General features: G+C 70.8%; 16 protein-coding genes, 3 tRNA genes and 1 other RNA gene. 12 read left to right on the top strand and 8 right to left on the bottom strand.

Features of this window, described 5'->3' with window-relative positions:
* Nucleotides 1-401: 401 nt before the first annotated feature.
* From Pla163_RS14170 to Pla163_RS14135, 8 genes are all read right to left on the bottom strand, one after another.
* Complete coding sequence (locus tag Pla163_RS14170) at nt 402-968, bottom strand: hypothetical protein (protein ID WP_145189746.1); 567 nt, start codon at nt 966-968, stop codon at nt 402-404.
* Nucleotides 958-2,031, bottom strand: a complete 1,074-nt coding sequence (locus tag Pla163_RS14165; RefSeq protein WP_145189743.1) for an MlaD family protein — start codon at nt 2,029-2,031, stop codon at nt 958-960. Before Pla163_RS14165 ends, Pla163_RS14170 begins: the two co-directional genes overlap by 11 nt.
* On the bottom strand, nt 2,028-2,783 hold the full coding sequence (locus tag Pla163_RS14160; protein WP_145189740.1) for an ABC transporter ATP-binding protein: 756 nt from the start codon (nt 2,781-2,783) through the stop codon (nt 2,028-2,030). Before Pla163_RS14160 ends, Pla163_RS14165 begins: the two co-directional genes overlap by 4 nt.
* The gene (locus tag Pla163_RS14155; RefSeq protein WP_145189736.1) at nt 2,780-3,946 is read right to left on the bottom strand and encodes an ABC transporter permease; all 1,167 of its coding nucleotides are present in this window, start codon (nt 3,944-3,946) and stop codon (nt 2,780-2,782) included. The genes Pla163_RS14160 and Pla163_RS14155 overlap by 4 nt, the downstream gene beginning before the upstream one ends.
* Before the next feature lie 251 nt (nt 3,947-4,197).
* Nucleotides 4,198-4,347 (bottom strand): type B 50S ribosomal protein L36, encoded by a 150-nt coding sequence (gene ykgO, locus Pla163_RS14150; RefSeq protein ID WP_145189733.1) that lies wholly within the window; start codon nt 4,345-4,347, stop codon nt 4,198-4,200.
* 385 nt (nt 4,348-4,732) lie between these two features.
* A complete protein-coding gene (gene dnaE / locus Pla163_RS14145) occupies nt 4,733-8,209 on the bottom strand; it encodes a DNA polymerase III subunit alpha (RefSeq protein WP_145189730.1) in 3,477 nt (1,158 codons plus the stop codon).
* Between the two features lie 120 nt (nt 8,210-8,329).
* On the bottom strand, nt 8,330-9,373 hold the full coding sequence (locus Pla163_RS14140; protein WP_145189727.1) for an N-acetylornithine carbamoyltransferase: 1,044 nt from the start codon (nt 9,371-9,373) through the stop codon (nt 8,330-8,332).
* A 93-nt stretch (nt 9,374-9,466) separates the two neighbouring features.
* Complete coding sequence (locus tag Pla163_RS14135; RefSeq protein ID WP_419185951.1) at nt 9,467-11,938, bottom strand: FG-GAP repeat protein; 2,472 nt, start codon at nt 11,936-11,938, stop codon at nt 9,467-9,469.
* A gap of 456 nt (nt 11,939-12,394) precedes the next feature.
* Here Pla163_RS14135 and Pla163_RS14130 point away from each other — a divergent pair, with 456 nt between their 5' ends.
* From Pla163_RS14130 to rpoN, 12 genes are all read left to right on the top strand, one after another.
* On the top strand, nt 12,395-12,928 hold the full coding sequence (locus tag Pla163_RS14130; RefSeq protein WP_145189721.1) for a hypothetical protein: 534 nt from the start codon (nt 12,395-12,397) through the stop codon (nt 12,926-12,928).
* A 128-nt stretch (nt 12,929-13,056) separates the two neighbouring features.
* The gene (locus Pla163_RS14125; protein WP_145189718.1) at nt 13,057-13,650 is read left to right on the top strand and encodes a LemA family protein; all 594 of its coding nucleotides are present in this window, start codon (nt 13,057-13,059) and stop codon (nt 13,648-13,650) included.
* Between the two features lie 56 nt (nt 13,651-13,706).
* On the top strand, nt 13,707-15,665 hold the full coding sequence (locus tag Pla163_RS14120; RefSeq protein WP_145189715.1) for a M48 family metallopeptidase: 1,959 nt from the start codon (nt 13,707-13,709) through the stop codon (nt 15,663-15,665).
* Between the two features lie 72 nt (nt 15,666-15,737).
* Nucleotides 15,738-15,814 (top strand) — tRNA-Arg (locus tag Pla163_RS14115).
* A 455-nt stretch (nt 15,815-16,269) separates the two neighbouring features.
* Complete coding sequence (tadA, locus tag Pla163_RS14110) at nt 16,270-16,854, top strand: tRNA adenosine(34) deaminase TadA (protein ID WP_145189712.1); 585 nt, start codon at nt 16,270-16,272, stop codon at nt 16,852-16,854.
* Between the two features lie 55 nt (nt 16,855-16,909).
* Nucleotides 16,910-16,997 (top strand) — tRNA-Ser (locus tag Pla163_RS14105).
* Nucleotides 16,998-17,119: 122 nt separating this feature from the next.
* Nucleotides 17,120-17,209, top strand: a tRNA-Ser gene (locus tag Pla163_RS14100).
* A gap of 174 nt (nt 17,210-17,383) precedes the next feature.
* An RNA gene (gene ffs, locus Pla163_RS14095) (signal recognition particle sRNA small type) lies at nt 17,384-17,479 on the top strand.
* Between the two features lie 135 nt (nt 17,480-17,614).
* Nucleotides 17,615-19,417: a DNA polymerase III subunit gamma/tau gene (gene dnaX, locus Pla163_RS14090; RefSeq protein WP_145189709.1), complete on the top strand. Its 1,803-nt coding sequence runs from the start codon at nt 17,615-17,617 to the stop codon at nt 19,415-19,417.
* 70 nt (nt 19,418-19,487) lie between these two features.
* A complete protein-coding gene (locus Pla163_RS14085; protein ID WP_145189707.1) occupies nt 19,488-19,811 on the top strand; it encodes a YbaB/EbfC family nucleoid-associated protein in 324 nt (107 codons plus the stop codon).
* Between the two features lie 43 nt (nt 19,812-19,854).
* Nucleotides 19,855-20,466 (top strand): recombination mediator RecR, encoded by a 612-nt coding sequence (gene recR / locus Pla163_RS14080; protein WP_145189704.1) that lies wholly within the window; start codon nt 19,855-19,857, stop codon nt 20,464-20,466.
* Between the two features lie 315 nt (nt 20,467-20,781).
* Entirely contained in the window at nt 20,782-22,098 is a 1,317-nt protein-coding gene (gene rpoN / locus Pla163_RS14075; protein WP_145189701.1) for an RNA polymerase factor sigma-54, read from the top strand.
* Nucleotides 22,099-22,159: the final 61 nt, after the last annotated feature.

Here is a 22,159-nt window from a genome sequence, read left to right as displayed (position 1 = left end):
AACGGCCAGCGCTCGGGCGGGCGGGGAGCTGTGCGCCGACCGCGCGGGAACGGGGCCGATCCGAAGCAGCGGCTCGCTCGGCTGCCGGTCACTGGGCCGCGAAATCGACGCTCGCGGCGTCAGGCGACCGCAGGATCCGAGGCGCTCGGTCCCATCCCGGGTGCGCGGGCGCGAACCCCAAGGAGCACTCAGGTCGGCGCGCCCGCCAGCGGCGCCGGTGATCGACGTGCCCCTGGCGTCGCGCTCCTTCGGGCGGGCGCGTGCCGCTGGGAGGATGCGTGCGCGACGGCACCCGCGAGGCGGTACGGCGAGCGCTGGGGACGTCGGCTTCGATCTCGTGCGCGACCGTGCGCGAGCCTCGTGCCGCCCGCTGCCCGCCGCCGCCAGACCTCACCCCGAACTCACGACCCGGCGTCGGTGACGACGCGCGTCACGAGCTCGGCGGAGATCTGTCCGAGTTGGGCGCAGAGCTCGTCGAGCGGATCCGCGCCCGCGTCGAGCAGGCGTTCGGCCGAGTAGCTCCGGGCGGAGACGAGCGTGCCGTCGGCGGCCTCGACGGTCGCGAACAGCTCGACCTGCGCGCGCGCTTCGGACCCCGCTCCCGAACCGCCGAACGCGACGATCTCGATCGAGAGGCGCCGCGCCGACGCGGCCGGTCCACCGGGGGCGAGCCGTTCGAGCACGAGCCGGCGCACGTGGTCGGTCGGTGCCACCGCCCAACGGTCGAGGGCGCGCCGCTCGAGCCTCGCGCCAGGTCCCTGCCAGGTCAGCACGTCGCGCGCGCCGTCGTCGGCACCAATCTCCACCAGGCGCACCGGATGCGCGAGCTCGAGCGGCGCGGCGGACGACGGGGTGTCCGTCGACAACACCAGGTAGCGGTACTTCGGGGGCTCGGGGGCCGACAGGCAGCTGCTCGCGAAGAGCGCCAGCACGAGGGCCACCGCCGGGCGGGTGCGATCACTTCTCATCGATCTGACTTCCGAAGAGGACGGAGCTGGGTTCGCGCTCGAGGCGTTGGGCGAGAGCGGTGATGGCGCCGAGCGCGCGTTCCAGCTCGCGCAGCGCCGGGGCCGCGCGCTCGCCGGTGCGCGCGCCGGTCAGAGCCAGGAGTTCGAGCGCGGCCGCGGCTTCGCGCAACGACGTGGCCGTGGCGCCGAGCTCGGCCGCAGCCAGTTCGCCGGTCAAGGCGTCGGCCGCGCCGCGCGTGGCGTCGATCGCCGGGCCGAGCTTCGCGGTCTCGTCCTCGAGGCGCTCGACCAGCCGACCGGCCGAGGTGACCACGTCGTCGAGGCCGCCCGACGCCCGCGCAAGGGCCTCGCGGTCCACGGCCGCGGCGATCCCGCGCAGTTCCCGGACCAGTGCTTCGATCGACGCCACGTCGAGCTCGCCGAGCTTGGTCTCCGCGCGCGCGAGGACGGCGTTGAAGCGGGCCGAGGTCTCGGCCACGTTCAACTCGTCGAGCGTCGCCGAGAGTTCGTTCACCACGCGCAGCGCGGCGCGCATCAACTTGGGCATCTCGGCCAGGCTCGACGAGAGATCCTCCTCCAGCGACTTCAGGGTCGACGGCTCGGTGGGGACGTAGTTGAACGGTTTGGGGAACGGCAGCTCCTGCACCGCGCGGATCTCGCCGTCGAACACGTCGGCCTCGAGATAGGTGAAGCCGGTCAGGGCACTGCGGACGATGCGCAGACGAATGCCGTCGTCCTCGAGTTGGCGACTCGCACTCGTGATCGACGCGTCCTCCTCGAGCCCGAAGCCGCTGATCACGTCGGTGTAGGCATTGATCGAGACCTGGACGTGGCGGCGGTCCGGCGCGAACGCGATGTCGCCGACCTGACCGACGGTGACGCCGCGGAACTTGACCGGCGTGCCCACGCTGAGGCCTTCGATCGACTCGTCGAAGAAGGCGACCAGTTCGACGGTGTCGCGCGACAGTCCGCGTGCGCCCAGGGCGACCAGGCCCGCGACCCCGGCCACGAGCACGCCGACCACGAACAGTCCGACCTTCCAGTTCTCGCCCTGTGCTGTCATTGCGCGTTCCCCGCGTGCCGGCCGGCTGCGTCCGCGCTGCGGAAGAACTCGCGCACGCGCACATCGGTACTGGTTCGAGCGAGCTCGCGCGGATCACCCGTGGCGATGATCCCGCGCCGTTCGCGGTGGAGGAGGATGCAGCGACTCACGACTTGGAAGATGCTGTGCAATTCGTGGGTCACGATCACGATCGTCACCCCGAGATTCTGGTTGAGCGACAGGATCAGGTCGTCCAGGTGGGAGGACGTCACAGGATCCAGACCCGCGGACGGTTCGTCGAGGAAGAGCAGCTCGGGATCCAGGGCCAGCGCGCGGGCGATGCCGGCGCGCTTCTTCATCCCGCCCGAGATCTCGGCCGGCATGTAGTGCTCGAAACCACCCAGCCCGACCAACCGCAGCTTCGCCGCGGCGATCTCGCGCCGCTCGGGTTCGCGCACGTCGGTCCAGTGGCGCAGCGGCAGGACCACGTTCTCGAGCAGGCTCATCGAGCCGAACAGTGCGCCGGACTGGAAGAGGACACCGTGCCGCGGCCGCCCGACGAGCGAGGGCGGTTCACCGTTCACCTCGATCGTTCCGCCCAGCGGCGCTTCGAGCCCGATGAGGTGGCGCAGCAGCGTCGACTTGCCCGTGCCGCTGCCGCCGAGGATCGCGAAGACGTCGCCGCTCGCGACCTCGAAGTCGAGCTTCTCGAGCAGTGGCTCGCCGCTCCAGCCCACGGTCAGGCCACGCGCTTCGACGACGACCCGACTCACAGTCCGAAGAGGGTGAAGAGGTAGGTGAAGATCGCGTCGGCGATGATCAGGGCGAACAGCACGGTGACGACGGCGGCGGTGGTGGAGCGGCCGACGCCTTCCGCTCCGCCGCGCGTGGACAGGCCGCGGTGGCAGGCGATCACGCCGACGATCGCGCCGAACGCGACGGCCTTCGCGAGACCGGTCAGGACGTCGGAGGTCTCGATCGAGCTGGCGGTCTGTTGCCAGTACGCGTTCAGCGTGATGCCCATCGCACCGCACCCGATCGCGAGGCCGCCGAGGATGCCCATCGCGTTGGCGATGATCGTCAGGAGCGGCATCGTCACGACGAGAGCGGCGACGCGCGGGAGCACGAGGAAGCGGTGCGGCGACAGCCCTAGCGTGCGCAGGGCGTCGACCTCCTCGGAGACCTTCATCGTTCCGAGTTCGGCGGCGAAAGCGGCACCCGACCGTCCGGCGAGCAGGATCGCCGTCATCAGCGGTCCGAGTTCGCGCACGACCGACAGCCCCACGAGGTTGGCGACGAAGATCTCGGCGCCGTAGTTCTCGAGCTGCACCGCGGACTGGAAGCCGAGGATGGTGCCGACGAGGAAGTTCACGAGGGCGACGATCGCAACGCCGTCCGGCCCCGTGCGCGACAGCTGGACGACCCACTCGCGGAGGGGGAACGTCGCGGGGCGCAGGATCGTTCGGCCGCACGCGCGCGTGAGTTCGCCGATGAACACGATCCCCTCGAACACACCCGTGGTCACGCCGATGCTGCGCCGTCCGACCTGGGCCAGGAACGACTCGTGGAGTTCGTGCGCGTGCGGCGGGGGAGCGGCCTCGTCCGGCGCGTACAGACCGAGTAGCGCGTGCACCGATCCGGTGGCGCCGCGCACCTCACCTCCGCGCCCGTCGCGTTCGAGCTCGAGCGCGAGTTCGACGACCAACGCCGCACCCGAGCCCTGGATCGAGTCGAGTCGGGCCACGTCGATCGCGAGCGGGCCGCTCGACCCAGCGACGAGTTCGCGCACGCGTTTCCAGTGTCGCGCGACACCGGCCAGGGACAGGCTGCCCGACAGGTGCAGGACGCCGTCCGCGAGCTCGGCGACCAGCTCGTCGCCCGGGTCCGCCCGTTCGGTCGTGGGCGATGTGGTGTGTGCGGTCGTCTCGCCGGCCATGTGCGTGCCGCGCGCAGGAGCGGGCCGAAGCTGGGAGTCTAGGCCGCGACCACGCCATCCGCGCCGCGGCGACGGGCATCCGAGCGTCGGGTGACGCGGGCTGGGACGGGCGGCCCTCACACGACGGAACCCCGCCACCCTTCTTCAGGGTCGCGGGGTTCTCGCGAGCCGGTGCTCCCGTGTGGAGTGCGGGGTGACCGGAATTGCCGCGGGTCCGAGCTGCCGTCGATCGGCGCGCCCGACGGCTCAGGTCAGCGCTTCTTCTTGCTCTTCGCGCCGCCCTGACGCGCCTTGAAGCGCGGGTCGGTCTTGTTGATCACGTAGATCCGACCCTTGCGGCGGACGACCTTGCAGTCGGGGTGGCGGAACTTGGCCGAACCGATGGAGGAGACGACTTTCATGGCGGAGATGGGGCTGGCCGGGGCCGGGTGGGGGCCACAGCGGGCCGAGCAGGATAGGGGCGCCCGGGCGGCCGCGCAACCTTGGGCTGGCTGCTCCCCGGCGGAACCGGTGGCGGCCGGGTGACCGCTCGCCGCTCGCCGCGCGGGCTCGGAGCGAGGCGCTCAGGTGGGGCCGGGGCACCGCTCGGCGCGCGCCGCGGGGCCCGCTGGGGTCCTGGCCTCGCTCGTTGGTGAAGAAAATCGGGCTCCTGGGCCCGCCAGCGGGTGTTTCGCGGCCGGCCGGCGGACTCCGGTCGGTCGGCGGACCGCGCCCCGGGGCCCAGATCCCCCCTGGGGGGGGCAGGAGCAGCCCCCGACCGTCACCAACGAGCGAGGCCAGGACCGGTCAGAGGCGCGCGAGGCTGGCGCGGCCGGGGCCCAGGACCCGCTCGATGCTGCGGACGAGCGGGGCACCGACCCCGACCTCGAGCTCGAGGACCCGCACCTGCCGCCGCTCGCCGTCGAGCCCTTCCACGTCCAGGTAGACCGTGTTGCCGCCGGGGTGCGCCTCGAAGGCCGACTTCAGGGCCGGAAGCCGTTCGCGATCGGTGGGGTCGAGGCGGATGACGAACGCGCCGCGGAAGTCGTCGAGCGCACCGATCAGGTCCTTCGTGTCGCGCATGACCAGGGCCACGCCCTCGCCGCGGTCCTCGACGGTCGCCTGGCACACGATCACCGCGTCGTCGGCGAGGCGTTCCTTGACCTCTTCGTAGGTGCGCGGGAAGACGGTCACGCCCACAGCACCACTGAGGTCCTCGAGCACGAAGCGCGCCATGCGCTGTCCGGCCATCCGACCGTTCTTGACGATGTTCTCGGAGTAGCCGACGACCAGGCCGCCGATCGTGATCTCGGTGCCGCTCGGGAACTCGCCGAGGCGCGACGTGTCGGTGTTCGCGAGCAGCGAGATCATCCCCGCGTGCTCCTCCAGCGGGTGTCCCGAGAGGTACAGACCCAGGACCTCGCGCTCGGCTTTGAGCGCGTCCTGCGGCGTCCAGGCGGCCGCGGGGTCGTAGCTCGGCGTGCTCGTCGATTCCGCGGCGTCGTCGGCCCCGGACGCGTCGCCTCCGAAGGCGTCGAACATGCTCATCTGGCCGCTGCGTCGGTCCTTCGCGGCCTGCGCGCCTTCCGACATCGCGTTCTCGAGCGCGGCCATCACGCTCCCGCGGTCGTGGCCCGTGAAGTCGAACGCGCCGGCCTTGATGACCGCTTCCCAGGTGCTCTTGTTCACCTCGGCCGGATCGACGGCGCCGCAGATCGCGAACAGGTCGAGGTCGCCCTCCAGTTCGGCGCGCGCCGCCAGGATGTTCTCGACGGCACGTTGGCCGGTGCCCTTGATCGCGCCGAGTCCGAAGCGGATCGCGTCCTTCCCTTCGGGCGTGCGCTCCGGCTCGAACTCCCAGGTACTGTGCCGCAGGTCGGGCGGCAGGATCTCGATGCCGTTGCGCTTGCAGTCGTCGATCAGCGCCTTGATCTTGTCCGAGTCCTGCATCTCGCAGGACATGTTTCCGGCCATGAAGGCCGTGCGGTGGTTCGCCTTGAGGTACGCCGTCTGGTAGGTGATGACCGCGTAGGCCGTCGAGTGCGACTTGTTGAAGCCGTAGCCACCGAACTTGACGATGTTGTCCCACGTGTCGCGCGCAACTTCCGCGGCACAGCCGTTCGACACCGCGCCCTCGATGAACTGCGCGGAGAACTTCTCCATGATCTCCGGCTTCTTCTTGCCCATCGCCTTGCGGAGGTTGTCCGCTTCGTTGAGGGAGAAGTTCGCCAGCACGTTCGAGATGAGCATCACCTGCTCCTGGTAGACGATGCACCCGTAGGTGTCGCCCAGGATCTCGGCCAGGCTGTCGTGCGGGTAGACGACCTCTTCCTCGCCGTGCTTGCGGCGGATGAACATGTCGTCCATGCCGCTCTCGAGCGGGCCCGGTCGGTACAGCGCGAGCACGGCGATCAGGTCCTCGAAGCGGTCGGGACGCAGGCGCCCGAGCAGCTTGCGCATGCCGTCCGATTCCAGCTGGAAGACGCCCAGCGTGTCCCCGCGCATCAGCATCGCGTAGGTCGCGGGATCGCCGGCGGGCAGGTTCTCGAGGTCCGGGCGCGTGCCGCCCTGTTTCACGATGTTGCGCAGCGCGCGTTCGAGGATCGTCAGGGTCCGCAGACCCAGGTAGTCCATCTTCAGAAGGCCCAACTCCTCGAGCTGGGGCGCGGACCACTGGGTCGAGATGTCGTCGCCCTGGGTGCACAGCGGCACGTAGTGGGTGATCGGACGGTCGGCGATGACGACGCCGGCCGCGTGCGTCGAGATGTGTCGCACCTGGCCCTCGAGTTCGACGGACAGGTCGAACAACTCGGCCAACTCGGGCATCTCGGCGCGCAGCTTCTGCAGGTCCTCGTCGGCCTCGAGCGCGTCCTTCAGCGGCGGTGCGCCCGGCCCGGTCGGAATCTTCTTGCTGATGCGGTCGATGTCGCGCAGCGGGATGTCGAGCACCCGACCGACGTCGCGGATCGCGGTGCGCGAAGCCATCGTTCCGAAGGTGACGATCTGCGCCACGTAGTCGTCGCCGTACTTGCGCCGCGTGTACTGGATGACCGCGTCGCGACCCTCCTTGCAGAAGTCGATGTCGATGTCGGGCATCGACACGCGCGCGGCGTTGAGGAAGCGCTCGAACAGGAGGTCGTACTCGAGCGGACAGACGCGCGTGATGTCGAGCAGGAACGCGACCATCGAGCCGGCCGCCGAACCGCGCCCCGGGCCGACCGGGATGTCGTTCCCGCGCGCCCACGCGATTAGGTCCCACACGATCAGGAAGTAGGACACGAAGCCGAGTTCGCGAATGATTCGCTTCTCGTACTCGAGGCGTTCGCGCGCCTTCGTGTTCTCCGCGCCGTACTTCTCGATCAAGCCCTTCTCGAGCAGGCGGTCGAACAGCTCGTCCGGCGTCTCGCCCGAGTCGCTCTGGAACACCGGCACGTGGTAGGTGCCGAACTCGATCTCGAGGTCGGTCTGCCCGGCCACGTCCATCGTCGCCTTCAGGGCTTCGGGCAGGTCCTTGAACATCGACGCCATCTCCTCGCGGGTGCGGAAGAAGAGGCTGTCGGTGTCCATCTTGAAGCGCTTCTCGTCGTCGCGCTTGGCGCCCGTGTTGATGCACAGGAGCGTGTCCTGCACCCGACAGTCCTCGTGGCGCAGGTAGTGGATGTCGTTCGTCGCGACGAGCGGGATGCCGGTACGCTTGTGGATCTCGATCAGGCCTTCGTTGCAGCGGTCCTGGATCGAGAGTCCGTTGCGCTGCAGCTCGAGCCAGAAGTGCTCGGGCCCGAACATGTCGCGCATCTTGATCGCCAGGTCCTCGGCGATCGGTTGCTTGTCCTGGCGCAGCATCTGGTTCATGCGCCCCGACAGACAACCCGACAGGCAGTTGAGGCCGTCCGCGTGCTCGGCCAGCAGTTCGAAGTCGATCCGCGGCCGCACGCTGTAGCCCTCGAGGTAGCTCTTGCTCGCCAGCTCGATCAGGTTGCGGTAGCCGGCCTCGTTGCGCGCGAGCAGCGTCAGGTGGCTGTACGGGTTGCGCTCGCGGTGGTGCTTCTCGTGTCGCGACGTGGTCGCGATGTACACCTCGCACCCGATGATCGGCGTGATCTCCTTCTTCTTGCACTTCTGGTACAGCTCGATCGCACCGAACAGGTTGCCGTGGTCCGTCAGGGCCAGCGCCGGTTGCCCGTCGGCGACGCACGCGTCGACCAGCTTGGAGATGCGGTTCGCGCCGTCGAGCAGGGAGTACTCGGAGTGGACGTGCAGGTGGACGAAGTCGGGTGCGGGCACGGCAGCGTTCGAGGGTCGGGTGTCGAGAGACGGGACGGACGGGGCGGAGCGAAGAGCGCCGGCCGCGCGCGTGGCACGGGCCGGCGCTGCGGCGCGACCAACGGGCCGCGCTCGCCGCGCTCAGAGGTCGGCGCCGCGCCCGAGCAGGTCGAGCAACAGCGCCTTCTGGCAGGGCAGACGGTTGGCGGCCTGCTCGAACAAGAGGCTGCGCGGGCCGTCGATCACCTCGTCGGTGACCTCGACGTTGCGGCGCACCGGCATGGCGTGCATCAGCCGCGCGTCGTTGCCGCGCGCCATCAGCCGCTCGTCGATGCGCCAGTCGCCGGCCTTGGCGCGGCGCGAGGCGGAGAGGGTCGGGTCGCCGTAGGTCTCGAGGCTCTCCCACGAACGCGCGTAGACCACGTCCACGCCGTCGATCCCGTCGTGCAGGTCGGTGGCGTGGACCAGTTCACCGCCGCTCGCACCCGCGGCCGCGCGGGCCTGCGCGACCACCTGCTCGTCGAGGTCGAACCCGGGCGGGTGGGCGAGGCGCACCTCGTAGCCGGCGCGACAGGCCGCGACGAGCAGCGAGTGGGCGGCCGAGACCGGGGCCGGGGTGGGGGAGTGGGTCCAGGCCAGGCAGATCCGGCGCCGCGGGCCGCTCGACCCGGAGGTCTGGCGTCCGAGCGCGCGCCGCAGGGTGAAGAGGTCCGCCAACGCCTGCAGCGGGTGCCACAGTCCGCTCTCCATGTTCACCACGGGCACGTTCGCGAACTTGGCCCAGGCGCCGATCTGCTGGTCGGCCCGGTCCACCGCCCACTTGCGCTGCTCGGGCGCCGGCCGCACCGCCAGCAGATCCACGTAGGACGACAGGACCCGCGCCGCGTCGCGCACGTGCTCGGGCGCGCGGCCGTCCATGACGCGCCCCTCGCGGTACTCGAGCTCCCAGAAGTCGGTGTGCGCCGTCAGGTTGATCGGGTGCCCGCCCAACTGCGCCACCGCCGCCTCGAACGAAGAGCGCGTGCGCAGGGAGCCGCGGAAGAACAGGAGGCCGACCGTGATGCCGGCCAGGGCGTCACGACCCAGGGTCGGGTCCGCCTGGAGGCGTTCGGCCAGCTCGAACATGTGCTCGAGCTGCCCGTCCGTCAGGTCGTCCAGGCTGAGCAGGTTGGGGTGGGGCTCCATCGGGCCGAGGATAGCGGCCTGTCGGGCGCTCGAATACCGCGCGCGGTCCGAATGCCCCCCTGCCCTCGCCCAGGGTCGAGAGCCGCCGATCCGTCAAGGGCGAATCTCGATCTCGAGGCCCTGACTGAACTCGGTGGCGAAGCTGCTCGTGTCGACCACGAGGGCCTGCAGCGTCACCCGAATGCCCTCGAGACTCGGCAGGTTCGGGATCGCGAGGGTCTCGTCCGCGAGTCCGCCCGTCAACGGCTCGACGCTGACGAGAGTGGGCTGGGGCGCGAGCAGCAACAGCAACTCTTCGCCCAGTCCCAGCAAGGTGCCGCAGCCCGAGACGTTCGTGCCCAGGACGCCGTAGTAGCTCGCCGCGAAGCCCGTCGTGATCGAGTTGCCCTGGATCTGGAAGCGGAAGGTCTCGTCCATGTAGGCCGAGCGCGCGGGGGCCAGGATGAGGGCGGGGTTGGCGAAGCAGCCGGGGACGAGCTCCCAGAAGCCCACGTCGAAGGCGTAGACCGCACCCGCGGCGCTGGCCGAGTTGTTGAACTGGGAGCCGCCGACGCCTGTGGACGAGCTGCCTTCGAAGGCTGCGCCGACGACCAGGCGCTCGCCAGCGAGGGCGAGTGCGTCGCCGAATCCGTCGGACGTGTCGGTGTTCGAGGCCTTGAGGTAGGTGCGCGGCTCCCAGGTGAAGCCCACGGGTGTGAACAGGTAGACGGCACCCGAGTCCGTCTCCGAGTCGTCGAACGGGCTGCCGAGCGAGAGTTGGCCACCTCCGTCCTCTTCGCGGACTCCCACGGCGATCAGTCCGCCCGAGATGGCGACGCTCCAGCCGAACAGGTCGTTCGTGTCGCCGGCGGTCGGCTTCAGGTACGCCTGGGCGAACCAGTTCGATCCACTGCGCGCGAAGACGTAGGCGGCACCGCACCCCCCCAAAGTGTTGTCCGCCTGGTCGCCGTTCACGCCCGTCGCCGCGCTGTCCTCGAAGGGCGCGCCGACCACGAGCCGGTCGCCGTCGATCGCGACCGACCAACCGAACAGGTCGAACGCGTCGGAGTTCGTCGCCTTCAGGTACGCCTGCTGGGTCCAGCCGGACGTGCCGTTCACGAACACGTACAGCGCACCGGCGTCGCCCGCGCTCTCGTCGGTCTGGTCGCCACCCGAGCCGTTCGCGTCGCTGTTCTCGTACGGGGCGCCGACGACGATGGTGTCGCCGCTGATGCCCACGTCGAGGCCGAACTGGTCGCCCACCCCCGTGTTGGAGGCTTTCAGGTAGCTGTCGTAGGTCCAGCCGGAGACGAGGCGGCGATAGACGTAGGCAGCGCCCGCATCGCTCGCCGAGTCGTTCGCGCTGCTGCCGTCCACACCGGTCGCCGAGCTGTCCTCGCGATTGGCGCCGACCACGATGAACTCGCCGTCGATGGCCACGCTGATGCCGAAGCTGTCGCTCGAGTCGGGGCTGGGTGATTTCAAGTAGGCGACCTGTGACCAGGTGCTGCCGCTGCGCTCGAAGACCCAGGCGGCGCCCGCGTTCGACAGGCTGTTGTCACCGCTGTTGCCGCCGACCAGAGTTGCGGCGCTGTCGTCTCCGGTCGCTCCGACGACGAGGGTGTTCTCGAAGATGTCGACGGAGGTTCCGAAGCGATCGTTCGCACCGCGGGAACTCGGCTTGATGTAGGCCTCCTGGACCCAGTTCGAGCCGTCGTGCACGAAGACGTACACCGCACCCGCGCTGGAGAGCCCGTTGCTGGACTGGTTGCCGTTCAGGCCGCCCACGCCGTCCTCCTCGGTCGCGCCCACCACGAGCGTCGAGCCCCAGACGGCGACGCTCCGACCGAACTGATCGCCGGCGTCCGTGTTCGAAGCCTTGATGTAGCCGGTCTGCACGATCGGATCGATCGTCAGCGGGTAGCGCGCGCCGAAGTCGTCCACGTGGATGTGCAGGTCCGTGCCGTCCAGCTCGAAGCGCGCCGCGAGGTCCGAGCCGTCCGCGTCGAAAGCCACGAGGCCGGCGTAGCGCGCCAGCGTCGCGCCGTCCGCGTTCGCGAGCAGCAGCGTGCGCCGGTCGCCGGTGAGCGAGGGCGCGAGGGCGGTCGTCAACTCGAGCTCCAGCACCAACGCACCCGTGCCGGCCGGTCGCTCCGCCACCGTGTAGCCGTGCTCGAGTCCGCGGTCGTGGTTCGCGTACCACTCGGTCAGGTTCGGCCCGAAGCGTCGTTCGACCCGCCGACCCGCATGGCTCGTCTCGGGTGCCGGATCGACCGCCTCGAGCTGGCCGTCCCGACCGAAGCCGGTGAGCGCGAGTCCGAAGGACCACGCGCCCGAGTCCTCTGCGACCCAGAGCTGCTGTTGGTCGAACCGTGCTCGGTAGCCATGGGCGAGCGACCGCGCGTGGAGGGTGCCGTCCACGTCCGCGAGAACCGCGTGTCGGGCGTCGTCGAGCAACGCGGCCGCGAGTGCTTCGGCCGACCTCGGGTCGGGCGCGTCGTGCATGTCGTGCACCTGCAGGTTGCCTGCGAGAGCGGGCGCGGCGGCGAGAGGGGCGAGGGCGAGCAGGAAGCGCAGCGGTTGCATGGCAAGAGACCTGGAGGGGACGCCGAGAGGCGACGGGGACGGGCGACGAAGGCCCATGCTGACACGGGCGAACGGCGCCCGTCCTCGGGCCGGTCCGATTCGAGGAGCGCGCGCCGCCGCGCGGGACGTGGCGACACTCGGAAGCGTCCGCTCTAAGTCCAGTGGCCGACTTCGCCTAGCTCGCCGTGTGCCGCTCCTCCGGGTGCGCACGACCGATCCACTACGGATTCGAATTCGCGCCCCCCCGCGGTGGGCCTCGCACTTCGGGATCATGTGCAGCCTCGCGTCTGTCCGACCCGACCTCGGTCGCGAACCACGGTCGCGAACAACGGTCGCCACACGCCCATGAACGAAGTCGATCACGATGCGCCGTTGCCGGGCGGCGGCGGCAGGCTGATGTCGGAACCGCACCCCTGGTTCGTGGGTCTGTAGCGAGCGCAGTGTCTGATCGCGGTCGTGATCGCGGTGGTGGTGAGCCTGACCGTGGGCGGTGTCGTGCTGACTCTCGGGAACCAGGTCGCGAGCATCGGTCACATGCTGGAACACGGCCCTCGCGAGGAGGTCCTCGAGCGCTGGATCGCCGAGGGCGACAGCCTGTACCGAGCGGTCGAACGCTTCCGCGCCGAGCACGATCGGTTGCCGGTCGACGTCGGTGAGTTGGCGTCCTCGCACCGCTGGGACGAGCCCGTGAGCCACGGTCTCTGGCGGACCGAGGAGTGGAGGGTCGCGGACTTCGGCGCACGTGGCTTCGCCGTCTTCCTGCCCGTCGACCTCAGCTCTTCGGTGAAGGACGTTCTGGTCCGGCGCTCGACGGGGCGCTACCCCGGCGACTTGGCGGAGCGAGCGGGGGAAGTGATCGAGCGCGGTTCGTGGCGCTACCTGCGTGGTGCGAGGCTGTCGCCGGAACCTCGAGCCTTCGAGCAGCTGGTTCTCCGCCCGGTCTTCCACTCTCCGCGGCCGACCGTAGGATCCGCGATTCGCCGTGAATGACCGCGGCGTGCTCCGAGTAGCGGCACTCTCGAGCGGTCCTCGGCGATCGATCGGCCCGCGCGGGGTCTATCCTCGGGCCCTCCCGACCGCGCCTCTCGCTCCGCACCACGCCAGCTCGCTCCGCCACCATGCTCTACGTCGTTCTCGGCCTCCTGATCGGCCTCCCGCTCATCGCCGCCCTGTGGGGCGTCGGTGTCTACAACCGGCTCGTCACCCTCAAGAACCGTTTCGAGAACGCGTTCGCCCAGATCGACGTGCAGCTGCGGCGGCGCTACGACCTGATCCCGAACCTGGTCGAGACGGCGAAGGGCTACATGAGCCACGAGCGCGAGACGCTCGAGGCCGTGATCGGCGCGCGCAACCAGGCGCAGACCGCGGAGAAGCGCGCGGCGGCGAACCCGGGCGACGCGGGTGCGATGCAGGGGCTGCTCGCGGCGGAGGGCGCGCTGACCGGAGCGATGGGGCGGCTGTTCGCGGTGATGGAGGCCTACCCCGACCTCAAGGCCAACCAGAACATGCTCGCGCTGCAGGAGGAGTTGACCTCGACCGAGAACAAGGTCGCCTTCGCGCGTCAGGCGTACAACGACTCGGTGATGACCTACAACACCGCGCGCGAGGTCTTCCCCGCCAGCGTGGTCGCCGGCATGTTCAACTTCGCCGAGGCGCAGCTGTTCGAGATCGTCGACCCCAGCGTGCGCGAAGCTCCCAAGGTGTCGTTCTGAGCGCGGTCGCGCCGCTGGTCGACGCCGGCGGCGCACCGCACTGAAGCGCACGACCCGTGCAGTTCTTCGAACACCAGGAGCGGGCCAAGAAGCGGACGACGCTGTTCGTCGCCCTCTTCGGAGCCGGCATCGTCGGCATCGCCGTGGTCGTGTACCTGGTGGTGGCCTACGGACTCGTGTACGCCGAGTGGGGCTCGCACGACAGCACCGCCCGCTCGCCCTCGCCGCCGCTCTTCCGGCCGGGCCTGTTCGCGGGCGTTCTCGCGTCGGTGCTCGGCTTCGTGGCGCTGGCCGCCTGGTACCGCTCGAGCACCGTCGCCAAGGACGGGCGCAGCGTCGCGGAGTTCCTCGGCGGCCAGCTGATCCAGCGCGGTACCACCGATCCCGACGAGCGGCAGCTGCTGAACGTGGTGGAGGAGATCGCGATCGCCTCGTCCATGCCGGTGCCGCCGGTCTACCTGCTCGAGGACACGTCGATCAACGCGTTCGCGGCCGGACGCACGGCCCAGGACTCGGTGCTCGGGTTCACGCGCGGCGCGCTCTTGGCCCTGGATCGCGACGAGCTGCAGGGCGTCGTCGCCCACGAGTTCAGCCACGTGGCCCACGGCGACACGCGCCTCAACCTGCGGCTCATGGGCTGGATCTTCGGCGTCGCCGCGCTCGGTCAGATCGGCGAGTTCATCCTGCGCTCGATGTTCTACTCGCGCATCGGCGGCCGTCGGCGCTCGAACGACAGCGGCGGTTCGGCGGCGGCCGTGATCCCGATCCTCGGCGTGACGTTGATGGTGCTCGGCAGCGTCGGCTACTTCTTCGGCCGGCTCGTGCAGGCGGCCGTGTCGCGCCAGCGCGAGTTCCTCGCCGACGCAGCCTCCGTGCAGTTCACGCGCAACCCGGACGGGATCGCCGGCGCGCTGGCGAAGATCCAGGCCATGGGCTCGGGCCTGCGCTCGCCCCACGCCGGCGAGGTGCGCCACCTGATGTTCGGGTCGGCCGGCAAGAACTTCACCTCCTTGCTCGCGACTCACCCGCCGGTGGTGGAACGTCTCGCGCGCCTCGGTCGCCTGACCAAGCTGAAGAGCGTGAAGGTGCCCGAGCGCGCGCGCGAACACGTGGCCGCCACCCGTCAGAAGGCGGCGGACCTGATGACCCTGAACGCCGGGTTCATCGCGTCGCTGGGGGAGGCGCGTCAGCGGATCGACGCGTTGCCCGACGAGCTGCGTCAGGCGTCGCGCGACCCGTTCGGCGCGTGCGCGGCGGTGCTCGTGCTGATGCGTGCCACGTCGGAGCCCGAACGCCCGCGCCAGGACGCGGCGCTCGAACAGTGGCCCGAACTGGCGCGCGAGATCGATCGACTCGAGCCCGCCGCGCGCCTCCTGCCCGGCATCGAGCGCCTGCCGCTGCTCGACCTGTGCATTCCGTCCTTGGCGTCGCTCTCGCGCCCGCAGTTCGAGCGCTTCGTCGCCTTGGCCGAGGCCTTCACCACGGCCGACGGTCGCACGGATCCGTTCGAGTGGGCGCTCCACGAAGTGCTGCGCGCGCGCCTGTTCCCGCGCTTCGGCGTCGCGGTGCGCCCGCCGGGCCGCGTGAGCTTCGCCGAAGCGGCGGGGGAGGTGCGCGCGGTGCTCAGTTGGGTCGCCCAGGTCGGTGGAGGCGCGGGGCAGGTCGAGTTGGCCTACCGCGCCGGCGAGGCCGAACTGCGCCGCCGCGGGTATCCGGGCCTGCCGTCGAGCGCGCCGATGGGGGCCGGGTCGGCCGGATCGCGGACCGTGCGCCAGGGCGATCGACTCCGTGGGCTGGACGAGACCGATCGCCGCGCGGTGCTCGCCGCCTGCGAACGGGCCGCGGCCCACGACGGTCGACTGCGTCCCGCCGAGGCGGAACTCGTCCGAGCGCTGGCCGAGGCCTTCGGTCTCGAGACCGCGCTCTCGGCCGACGGTCCGGCACAGGTCACGGGCGAGTCGGATCCGAGCCCGCCCGAACAGGTTCCGCGCACACAAGCTTCGGGACCCCGTTGACCTCGCCCCACGAGCGGAGTACAAACTCCGCCCCCAACGGGTCGGCGCACGCCGCTCGCGGGGAACGAACGGGCACCCATAGCTCAACTGGATAGAGCACCTGACTACGGATCAGGAGGTTTCAGGTTCGAATCCTGATGGGTGTACCAAACCTACCGGTGCCACAGCCGGAAGCGCCAAGAGCGCCCGACGCCTCCGGCGTGGGGCGCTCTTGGCGCTTCCGGCTGTGGCATCGGTAGGTTTGATGCTGCTGCCGCGGCTCCGCCGCGGACTTGGGTCCCGAGAGGGGAGTTCGAGATGCGGCTCGCGACCTGGGGCAGGAGGCGAGCCGGACGGACACGGCCGCACGGCGGTGCCACGGATCGGCTCGCGCGCCGGGTCGGAGCGGGCGCGAGGACCTAGTGGTGTGATTCGCTCTGTTGGGGCATTTCGGCGTTCCGTACGGGATGCGATGCAAGGCGCGCCGACGACTCGACTTCGCTGTGAGTCTCGGAGGAGGCGCAACGCAGCAGCGCGCCCGTACGGGACGATGGAAATGCCCCAAGAGAGCGAATCACACCACTAGAGTGGGCGCAGGCGCCGGGCGCCGTCGGAGCGGACAGCGATGGACGAGAACGAAGAAGGCGAGGCGACCGAGCGCGAGGACGAGCGCTTCATGGGCGCGGCGCTCGACGAAGCGCGGCGGGCCCTTCAGATCGACGAGGTTCCGGTCGGCGCGGTCGTCGTGGTCGACGGCGTGATCGTCGGACGCGGCCACAACCGCACGCGCACGGACACCGATCCCACGGCCCACGCCGAGGTGCTCGCGATTCGCGACGCGACCCGGACGGTGGGGGACCAACGCCTGCGCGGCGGGACCCTCTACAGCACCGTGGAGCCCTGCTTCATGTGTGCGGGCGCCGCCAGCCACGCCCGGGTCGAGCGGATCGTCTTCGGGGTCCGGGACCCCAAGTTCGGCGCCTGCGGCTCGCTCGGCGACGTGCCGGGCCATCCGGGGCTCAACCACGCGAGCGCGGTCCGCGAGGGCGTGGCGGCGGAGGCCTGCCGCGAGCTCATGGTGGGCTTCTTCCGTTCGAAGCGCGCCGCCGCTCGGAGCGCCACCGGGATCGTCGATCGCGGGGCTGGTCGCGGGGCCGATCGCGGGGCCGCCGCCGACGCTGCTGCGGGCGCGATCGAAGAAGAGTCTTGAGCTAGGTCTTCTCCGAGCCCCCCGCCCAGCGGTAGACTCCCCGGCCGAATCGTGCGGAGAGGTGCCAGAGTGGCCGATCGGGCTGGTTTCGAAAACCAGTGTACTGCAAGGTACCGTGGGTTCGAATCCCACCCTCTCCGCCATCCTCCTCCCCTTCCGGGCCCTTCGTCGGCGCCCCTGCGACGGAGGAGAAGTCGATTCGGACTGACAAGTCGAAGCGCACGCGGATCGGTTCGCCGAGACGCTCGTGTGCGCGTCACAACCCGGAGAGGTGCCAGAGTGGCCGATCGGGCACGCTTGGAAAGCGTGTGTGCCTTCACGGGTACCGTGGGTTCGAATCCCACCCTCTCCGCCACCACTTCGGTCGGCGACGCTGGAACGGTCGGCGACGCTGGAACGACGAGCCGACCGCTCGCGGCTCCGCGCGCTGGGTGTTCGCGGCGGACGAACGGGTGGTGTCGGTCGGCGATGACGGTCGGTGACACGGTCGATAACACGGTCGGTGGCGTCGACGCGAAGGTGGGAGTGGGTCCGGTGCACCGCGATGGTGCCGGTTCGAACCGGGTCAGGCCGGGAACGGAGCAGCCCTAAGGACTGCGCGTCAGGCGCGGCCGCCCCGGGCCCTCTCACACCTTCGCGCGCGCACCGACCGCTCCGCGCGCTCGACCGAACGGCCCTCGCCGACGTCGCCGAGCGTCGGTTCGGACTCCCGCGCGCTGCTCGCCTCCCGTACCCTGGGTCGGCTCGTTCCACCACGCCGATGTCCTACCTCGTTCTCGCCCGCAAGTACCGCCCGCGCACCTTCGCCGACATGGTCGGGCAGGAGGCGATCACGCGTCTGCTCGCCGGCGCGATCGGCGAGAACCGCATCGGCCACGCCTACCTGTTCTCGGGTCCGCGCGGCACGGGCAAGACGACGACGGCGCGCATCTTCGCCAAGGCGCTCAACTGCGAGCAGGGGCCGACGCCCGAGCCCTGCGGCACCTGCGCGCGCTGCGTGGCCTGCGACGCGGGCAACGAACTCGACGTGATCGAGATCGACGCGGCCTCGAACAACGGCGTCGACCACGTGCGCTCGTTGCGCGAACAGGTCAGCTACGCCCCGGCGGCCGCGCGCTTCAAGGTCTACATCATCGACGAGGTCCACATGATGAGCAAGGGCGCGTTCAACGCCCTGCTCAAGACCCTCGAGGAACCGCCGGCGCACGTGAAGTTCCTCTTCGCGACGACCGAGCTGCACAAGGTTCCCGACACCATCCTGTCGCGCTGTCAGGTCCTGCGCCTGTCGCCGATCAAGCCCGAACACATCACGCGCCGTCTCGACCAGGTCTTCGAGGCCGAGGCCATTCGCGCCGAAGCGGGCGTCACGTCCGAGATCGCTGCGCGCTCGCGCGGCGGCATGCGCGACGCGCTGAGCCTCGCGGACCAGTTGATCGCGATGGCGGGCGACGCGCCGACCTTGGCCGACATCGATCGCGTCGGCGGCGGTGGACCCGCTGGGCAGATGGCGCTGCTCGAACACCTGGCCTCCGGCGCGCGCGGCGCTCTGCTCGAGCGCGTGGCCGAACAGGCCGGTCGCGAGGGCGAGTTGGTCGACGGTCTGCTCGGCGCGCTGCGTTCCGCGATCGTCGCCCTGCACTGCGGCGCCGGCAGTCCGCTGGTCGAGGGCGACGGCGAGGCCCTCGCGCGCTTCGCCGAGGGCGTCGGAGCCGCGCGGCTCGAGTGGTGGCTCGGTGAACTCCTGCGCACCAAGGACCGCATGCGCTTCGCGCCCGGTCTCGAAGGGATCCTGGTCGAGAGCACGCTGCTCGATCTGGCGCGGCCGGAGGAACCGGCGGACTTCGGCGAGCTGCTCGAGCGCTTGACCGCGCTCGAGGCGCGCCTGGGAGCGGCAACCGGTGCGGCTCCACCGGGCCCCGCACCCGCTCGGCCGGTGGGCGCGGACCGCGGGGCGGCGTCCGTGCCCACAGCTCCCGCCGCCGCCCCGACCAGCGCCGCCGCGAGCTCCGCTGCCCCGGCGCCCGTTCGGCCGCAGCCCCAGCCGGCCGCGAGCCCCGAGCCCGCGGCACAGGCGCCGCGCCCTGTCGCTCCCGCGCCGGCGAAGTCGCCGGCGACGCCCGCCCCGGCTCCGCCCGCACCCGCAGCGCGCGCCGAACCGGAACCGGAAACGGAACCGGCAGCGGAGCCCGAGCACGTGCTGGAACCGGCCGCGCGCCGACCGCCCTCGCCGTCGGAGGGCTTCGCGGCCGCGCTCGCGCTCGTCGAGAACCAGCGTCCGTCCCTGGCGGCGTTGCTGCGCCGCGGCCGCGTGACGCGCGAGGGCGATCGCCTGACCGTGGCGCTGATCGAGATCGACGCCGAGGACCGGCACCTGCTCGACGACACGCGCTCGATGGGCGTGGCTCGCTCGGCGCTCGAACAGGTCTTCGGCGAGCGGCTCGACCTCGTGGTCGTCCAGGCCGATCGCCGCGGCGAGGAACCCGAACCGACGGACGGCTTCACCGCCGAGGTCGTCGATCTGTTCGGCGGTCGCATCGAAGACGTCCGGCGATCACGCCCCTGAGACCCGCGATCCCGCCGCCCGCGACCCGACCCGGGCGCGCGCGACACCACATCAGATAGAGGTACGACCGATGGCTGGAGCATTCGGAGAGATGGGCAACCTGCTCAAGCAGGCGCAGGAGATGCAGAAGCAGCTCGAGCGTCTGCGTGAGGAACTGGACCTCGAGGTGGTCGAGGGCAGCGCCGGTGGGGGAGCCGTGCGCATCAAGCTGTCCGGCTACAGCCGCCAGGTGCTCGGCGTGGAGATCGCCGACGAAGCGGTGCGATCGGGTGAGGCGAAGATGGTTTCCGAGCTGTTCGCCGCGGCGCTCAAGGACGCGCTCACCAAGGTCGAGGCCCTCGCCAACGAGAAGCTCGGCAAGGCCACCGGCGGCATCAAGCTGCCGGGCTTCTGAGCGGTCGTCGCCCAACTCTTCCACTCCGACCGACGCACCACCCGTGGCCTATCCGCCGCCGTTCGAAGCCCTGCTCGAAGCGCTCGAGTCCCTCCCCGGCATCGGTCGCGTGAGCGCCGAACGGCTGGCCCTGCACCTGGTGCGTCAACCCAGCGGGCCGCGGCTGGCCGAAGCGCTCGGCCGCGCCCTGTCGCAGACCCTTCTGTGCGCGACCTGCGGCAACCTCTCGGCGCAGAGCCCCTGCACGATCTGCTCCGACCCGGGGCGCGACGCGTCGCTGCTCCTGGTGGTCGAAGGTCCGCGCGACGTCGAGGCGATCGAGCGCGCGAAGTGTTTCGCCGGGCGCTACCAGATCCTGCACGGCGCGCTCCAACCCGCCGAGGGCACCGAAGCCCGTGATCTGGCGCTCGGCCGCCTGTGGGAGCGACTCGGGAGCGGCCAGGTGCGCGAGGTCGTCCTGGGCACCGATCCGGACTCCGAGGGCGAGGCCACGGCCTACTTCCTGGCCGACCGCATCGCGCGCGAGCATCCGCGGGTGCGGGTCACGCGCCTCGCGAAGGGCCTGCCCGCCGGCAGCGCCCTGGCCTACCTGCACCGCGGCGTGATCCAGGACGCCCTCGAGGGCCGGATGGAGCTGCGGCGCCGCTCGGACTGAGTCGCGCTGGATTGTCGGTACGGCGTCAGGCACGCAAGTGCCACCTGCCGCGCCGAGGTGCTGCGAAACGCGTTGACGTCGGCGGCAGGTGGCACTTGCGTGCCTGACGCCGTACCGACGATCCAGAGCCGCTCGCCGGGCTCCGCGAGCCCCGCACGAGGGAATCCGGCCACGAGATCGGGCACCGAACGGGCCGCGCCGCCGCCGCCCCCTTCGGTCCGCGGCCCCCACGGGACGAAGTCAGCTCTCGTGGGAGCATCGAACGGAGCAGGATCGCCAGGAGCCGGGCGCGGGCCGTCGCCGCGCGGACTCGGCATGTCCCAGCGCGCCGAGCAGCGGCTGGCGATCGAACCGCGCCTGCTCCAGTCGATCGAGGTCCTGGCCCTCCCCGCGCTCGAGCTCGACCAGTACCTGCGCGACGCGTTCGAGCGCAACGAGGCGCTCTGCCTCGAGGAGCCGCGCGCGCCGCTGCCCGACCGACCGGTCCGCCCGCGGCGCGGCGAGGACGGCGCGACCGGACGGCACTCGGCCTGGCTCGAGGGCCTGACCGGAGCCGAGGCCGGCCCGCGCGAACTGCTCATGGCCCAGCTCGAGCAGGGCGACTTCGCCGGCACCGAGCGCGCCTGGCTCGAGCTGCTCGTCGAGTGCCTGGACGACAACGGCATCCTGCGCGAGGACGACGCCGCGCTCATGGACCTCGCGCGACGCAACGGACTCGAGGGCAGTGAGACCGAACTCGGTCGCGCGATCGCCGCCCTGCAGACCTTCGAACCGCGCGGCATCGGCGCGCGCGACACGACCGAAGCGCTTCTGTTGCAGCTCGAACAGGGCGACGCGGACTACGGCTCCTTGTGCACGCTGATCGAGCAGCACCTGACGGATCTCGAGCGCAACCGCCTGCCCAAGATCGCGAAGGACCTCGGCGTCGACCTGGTTCAACTGGCCGCGTGGATCGAACGCTTGGGCGCTCTTTCGCCGCGGCCGCTGGCGGCACTCGAGGACAGCACCGCGCCCGTCGTGGCGCCCGACCTCGTGGTCGAGTGGGACGGCGACCGTTGGCACCTCGAGAGCGTGCGTGGCACGTTGCCTACGCTGACGATCGATCCCGAAGTCGCCGCGCTCGCTCGATCGAAGGACCAGAGCGCCGCGGTGCGCGAACGCCTGCGCGGACGCGTGCGCGACGCCCAGTGGCTCGTCGAGAGCCTCGAGCGCCGCGAAGCCACGCTCCTGCGCGTCGCCGCCGCTGCGCTCGAACGACAACCGCGCTTCTTCGAGCGCGGACCCACCGGTCTCGAACCGCTGCAGATGACCGACGTGGCCGAAGAACTCGGTCTGCACACGAGCACCGTCAGTCGCGCGGTGTCCGGCAAGTCCGTCCAGACGCCGTTCGGTGTGATCGCACTGCGCGACCTGTTCCCCAAGGAAGCGGCCGAAGGTTCGAACCGCAGCCGCGGCGAAGCGGCCGAGTTGATCCGCGAGTTGGTGGCGGGCGAGGACTCCACCGCGCCGCTCTCCGACGAGGATCTGGTGCGCGAGCTCGCGCGCCGGGGCCTCGTGGTCGCGCGCCGCACCGTCGCCAAGCACCGCACCGAACTGGGCATCCCGTCCAGCTATCGCCGCCGCGCCCACTGAGCGCGCGCGAGCCGGCGGTCGCGTCGTCCGTCGTCGCGGCGCACGTGCACGAGTCCGTGTC

Origin of the sequence: Rohdeia mirabilis, from assembly GCA_007750655.1 — a bacterium.
Classification (GTDB): Bacteria; Planctomycetota; UBA1135; order UBA1135.
The sequence above is the reverse complement of the archived record's forward strand: the minus strand, read 5'-3'. Positions and strand labels throughout refer to the sequence as shown.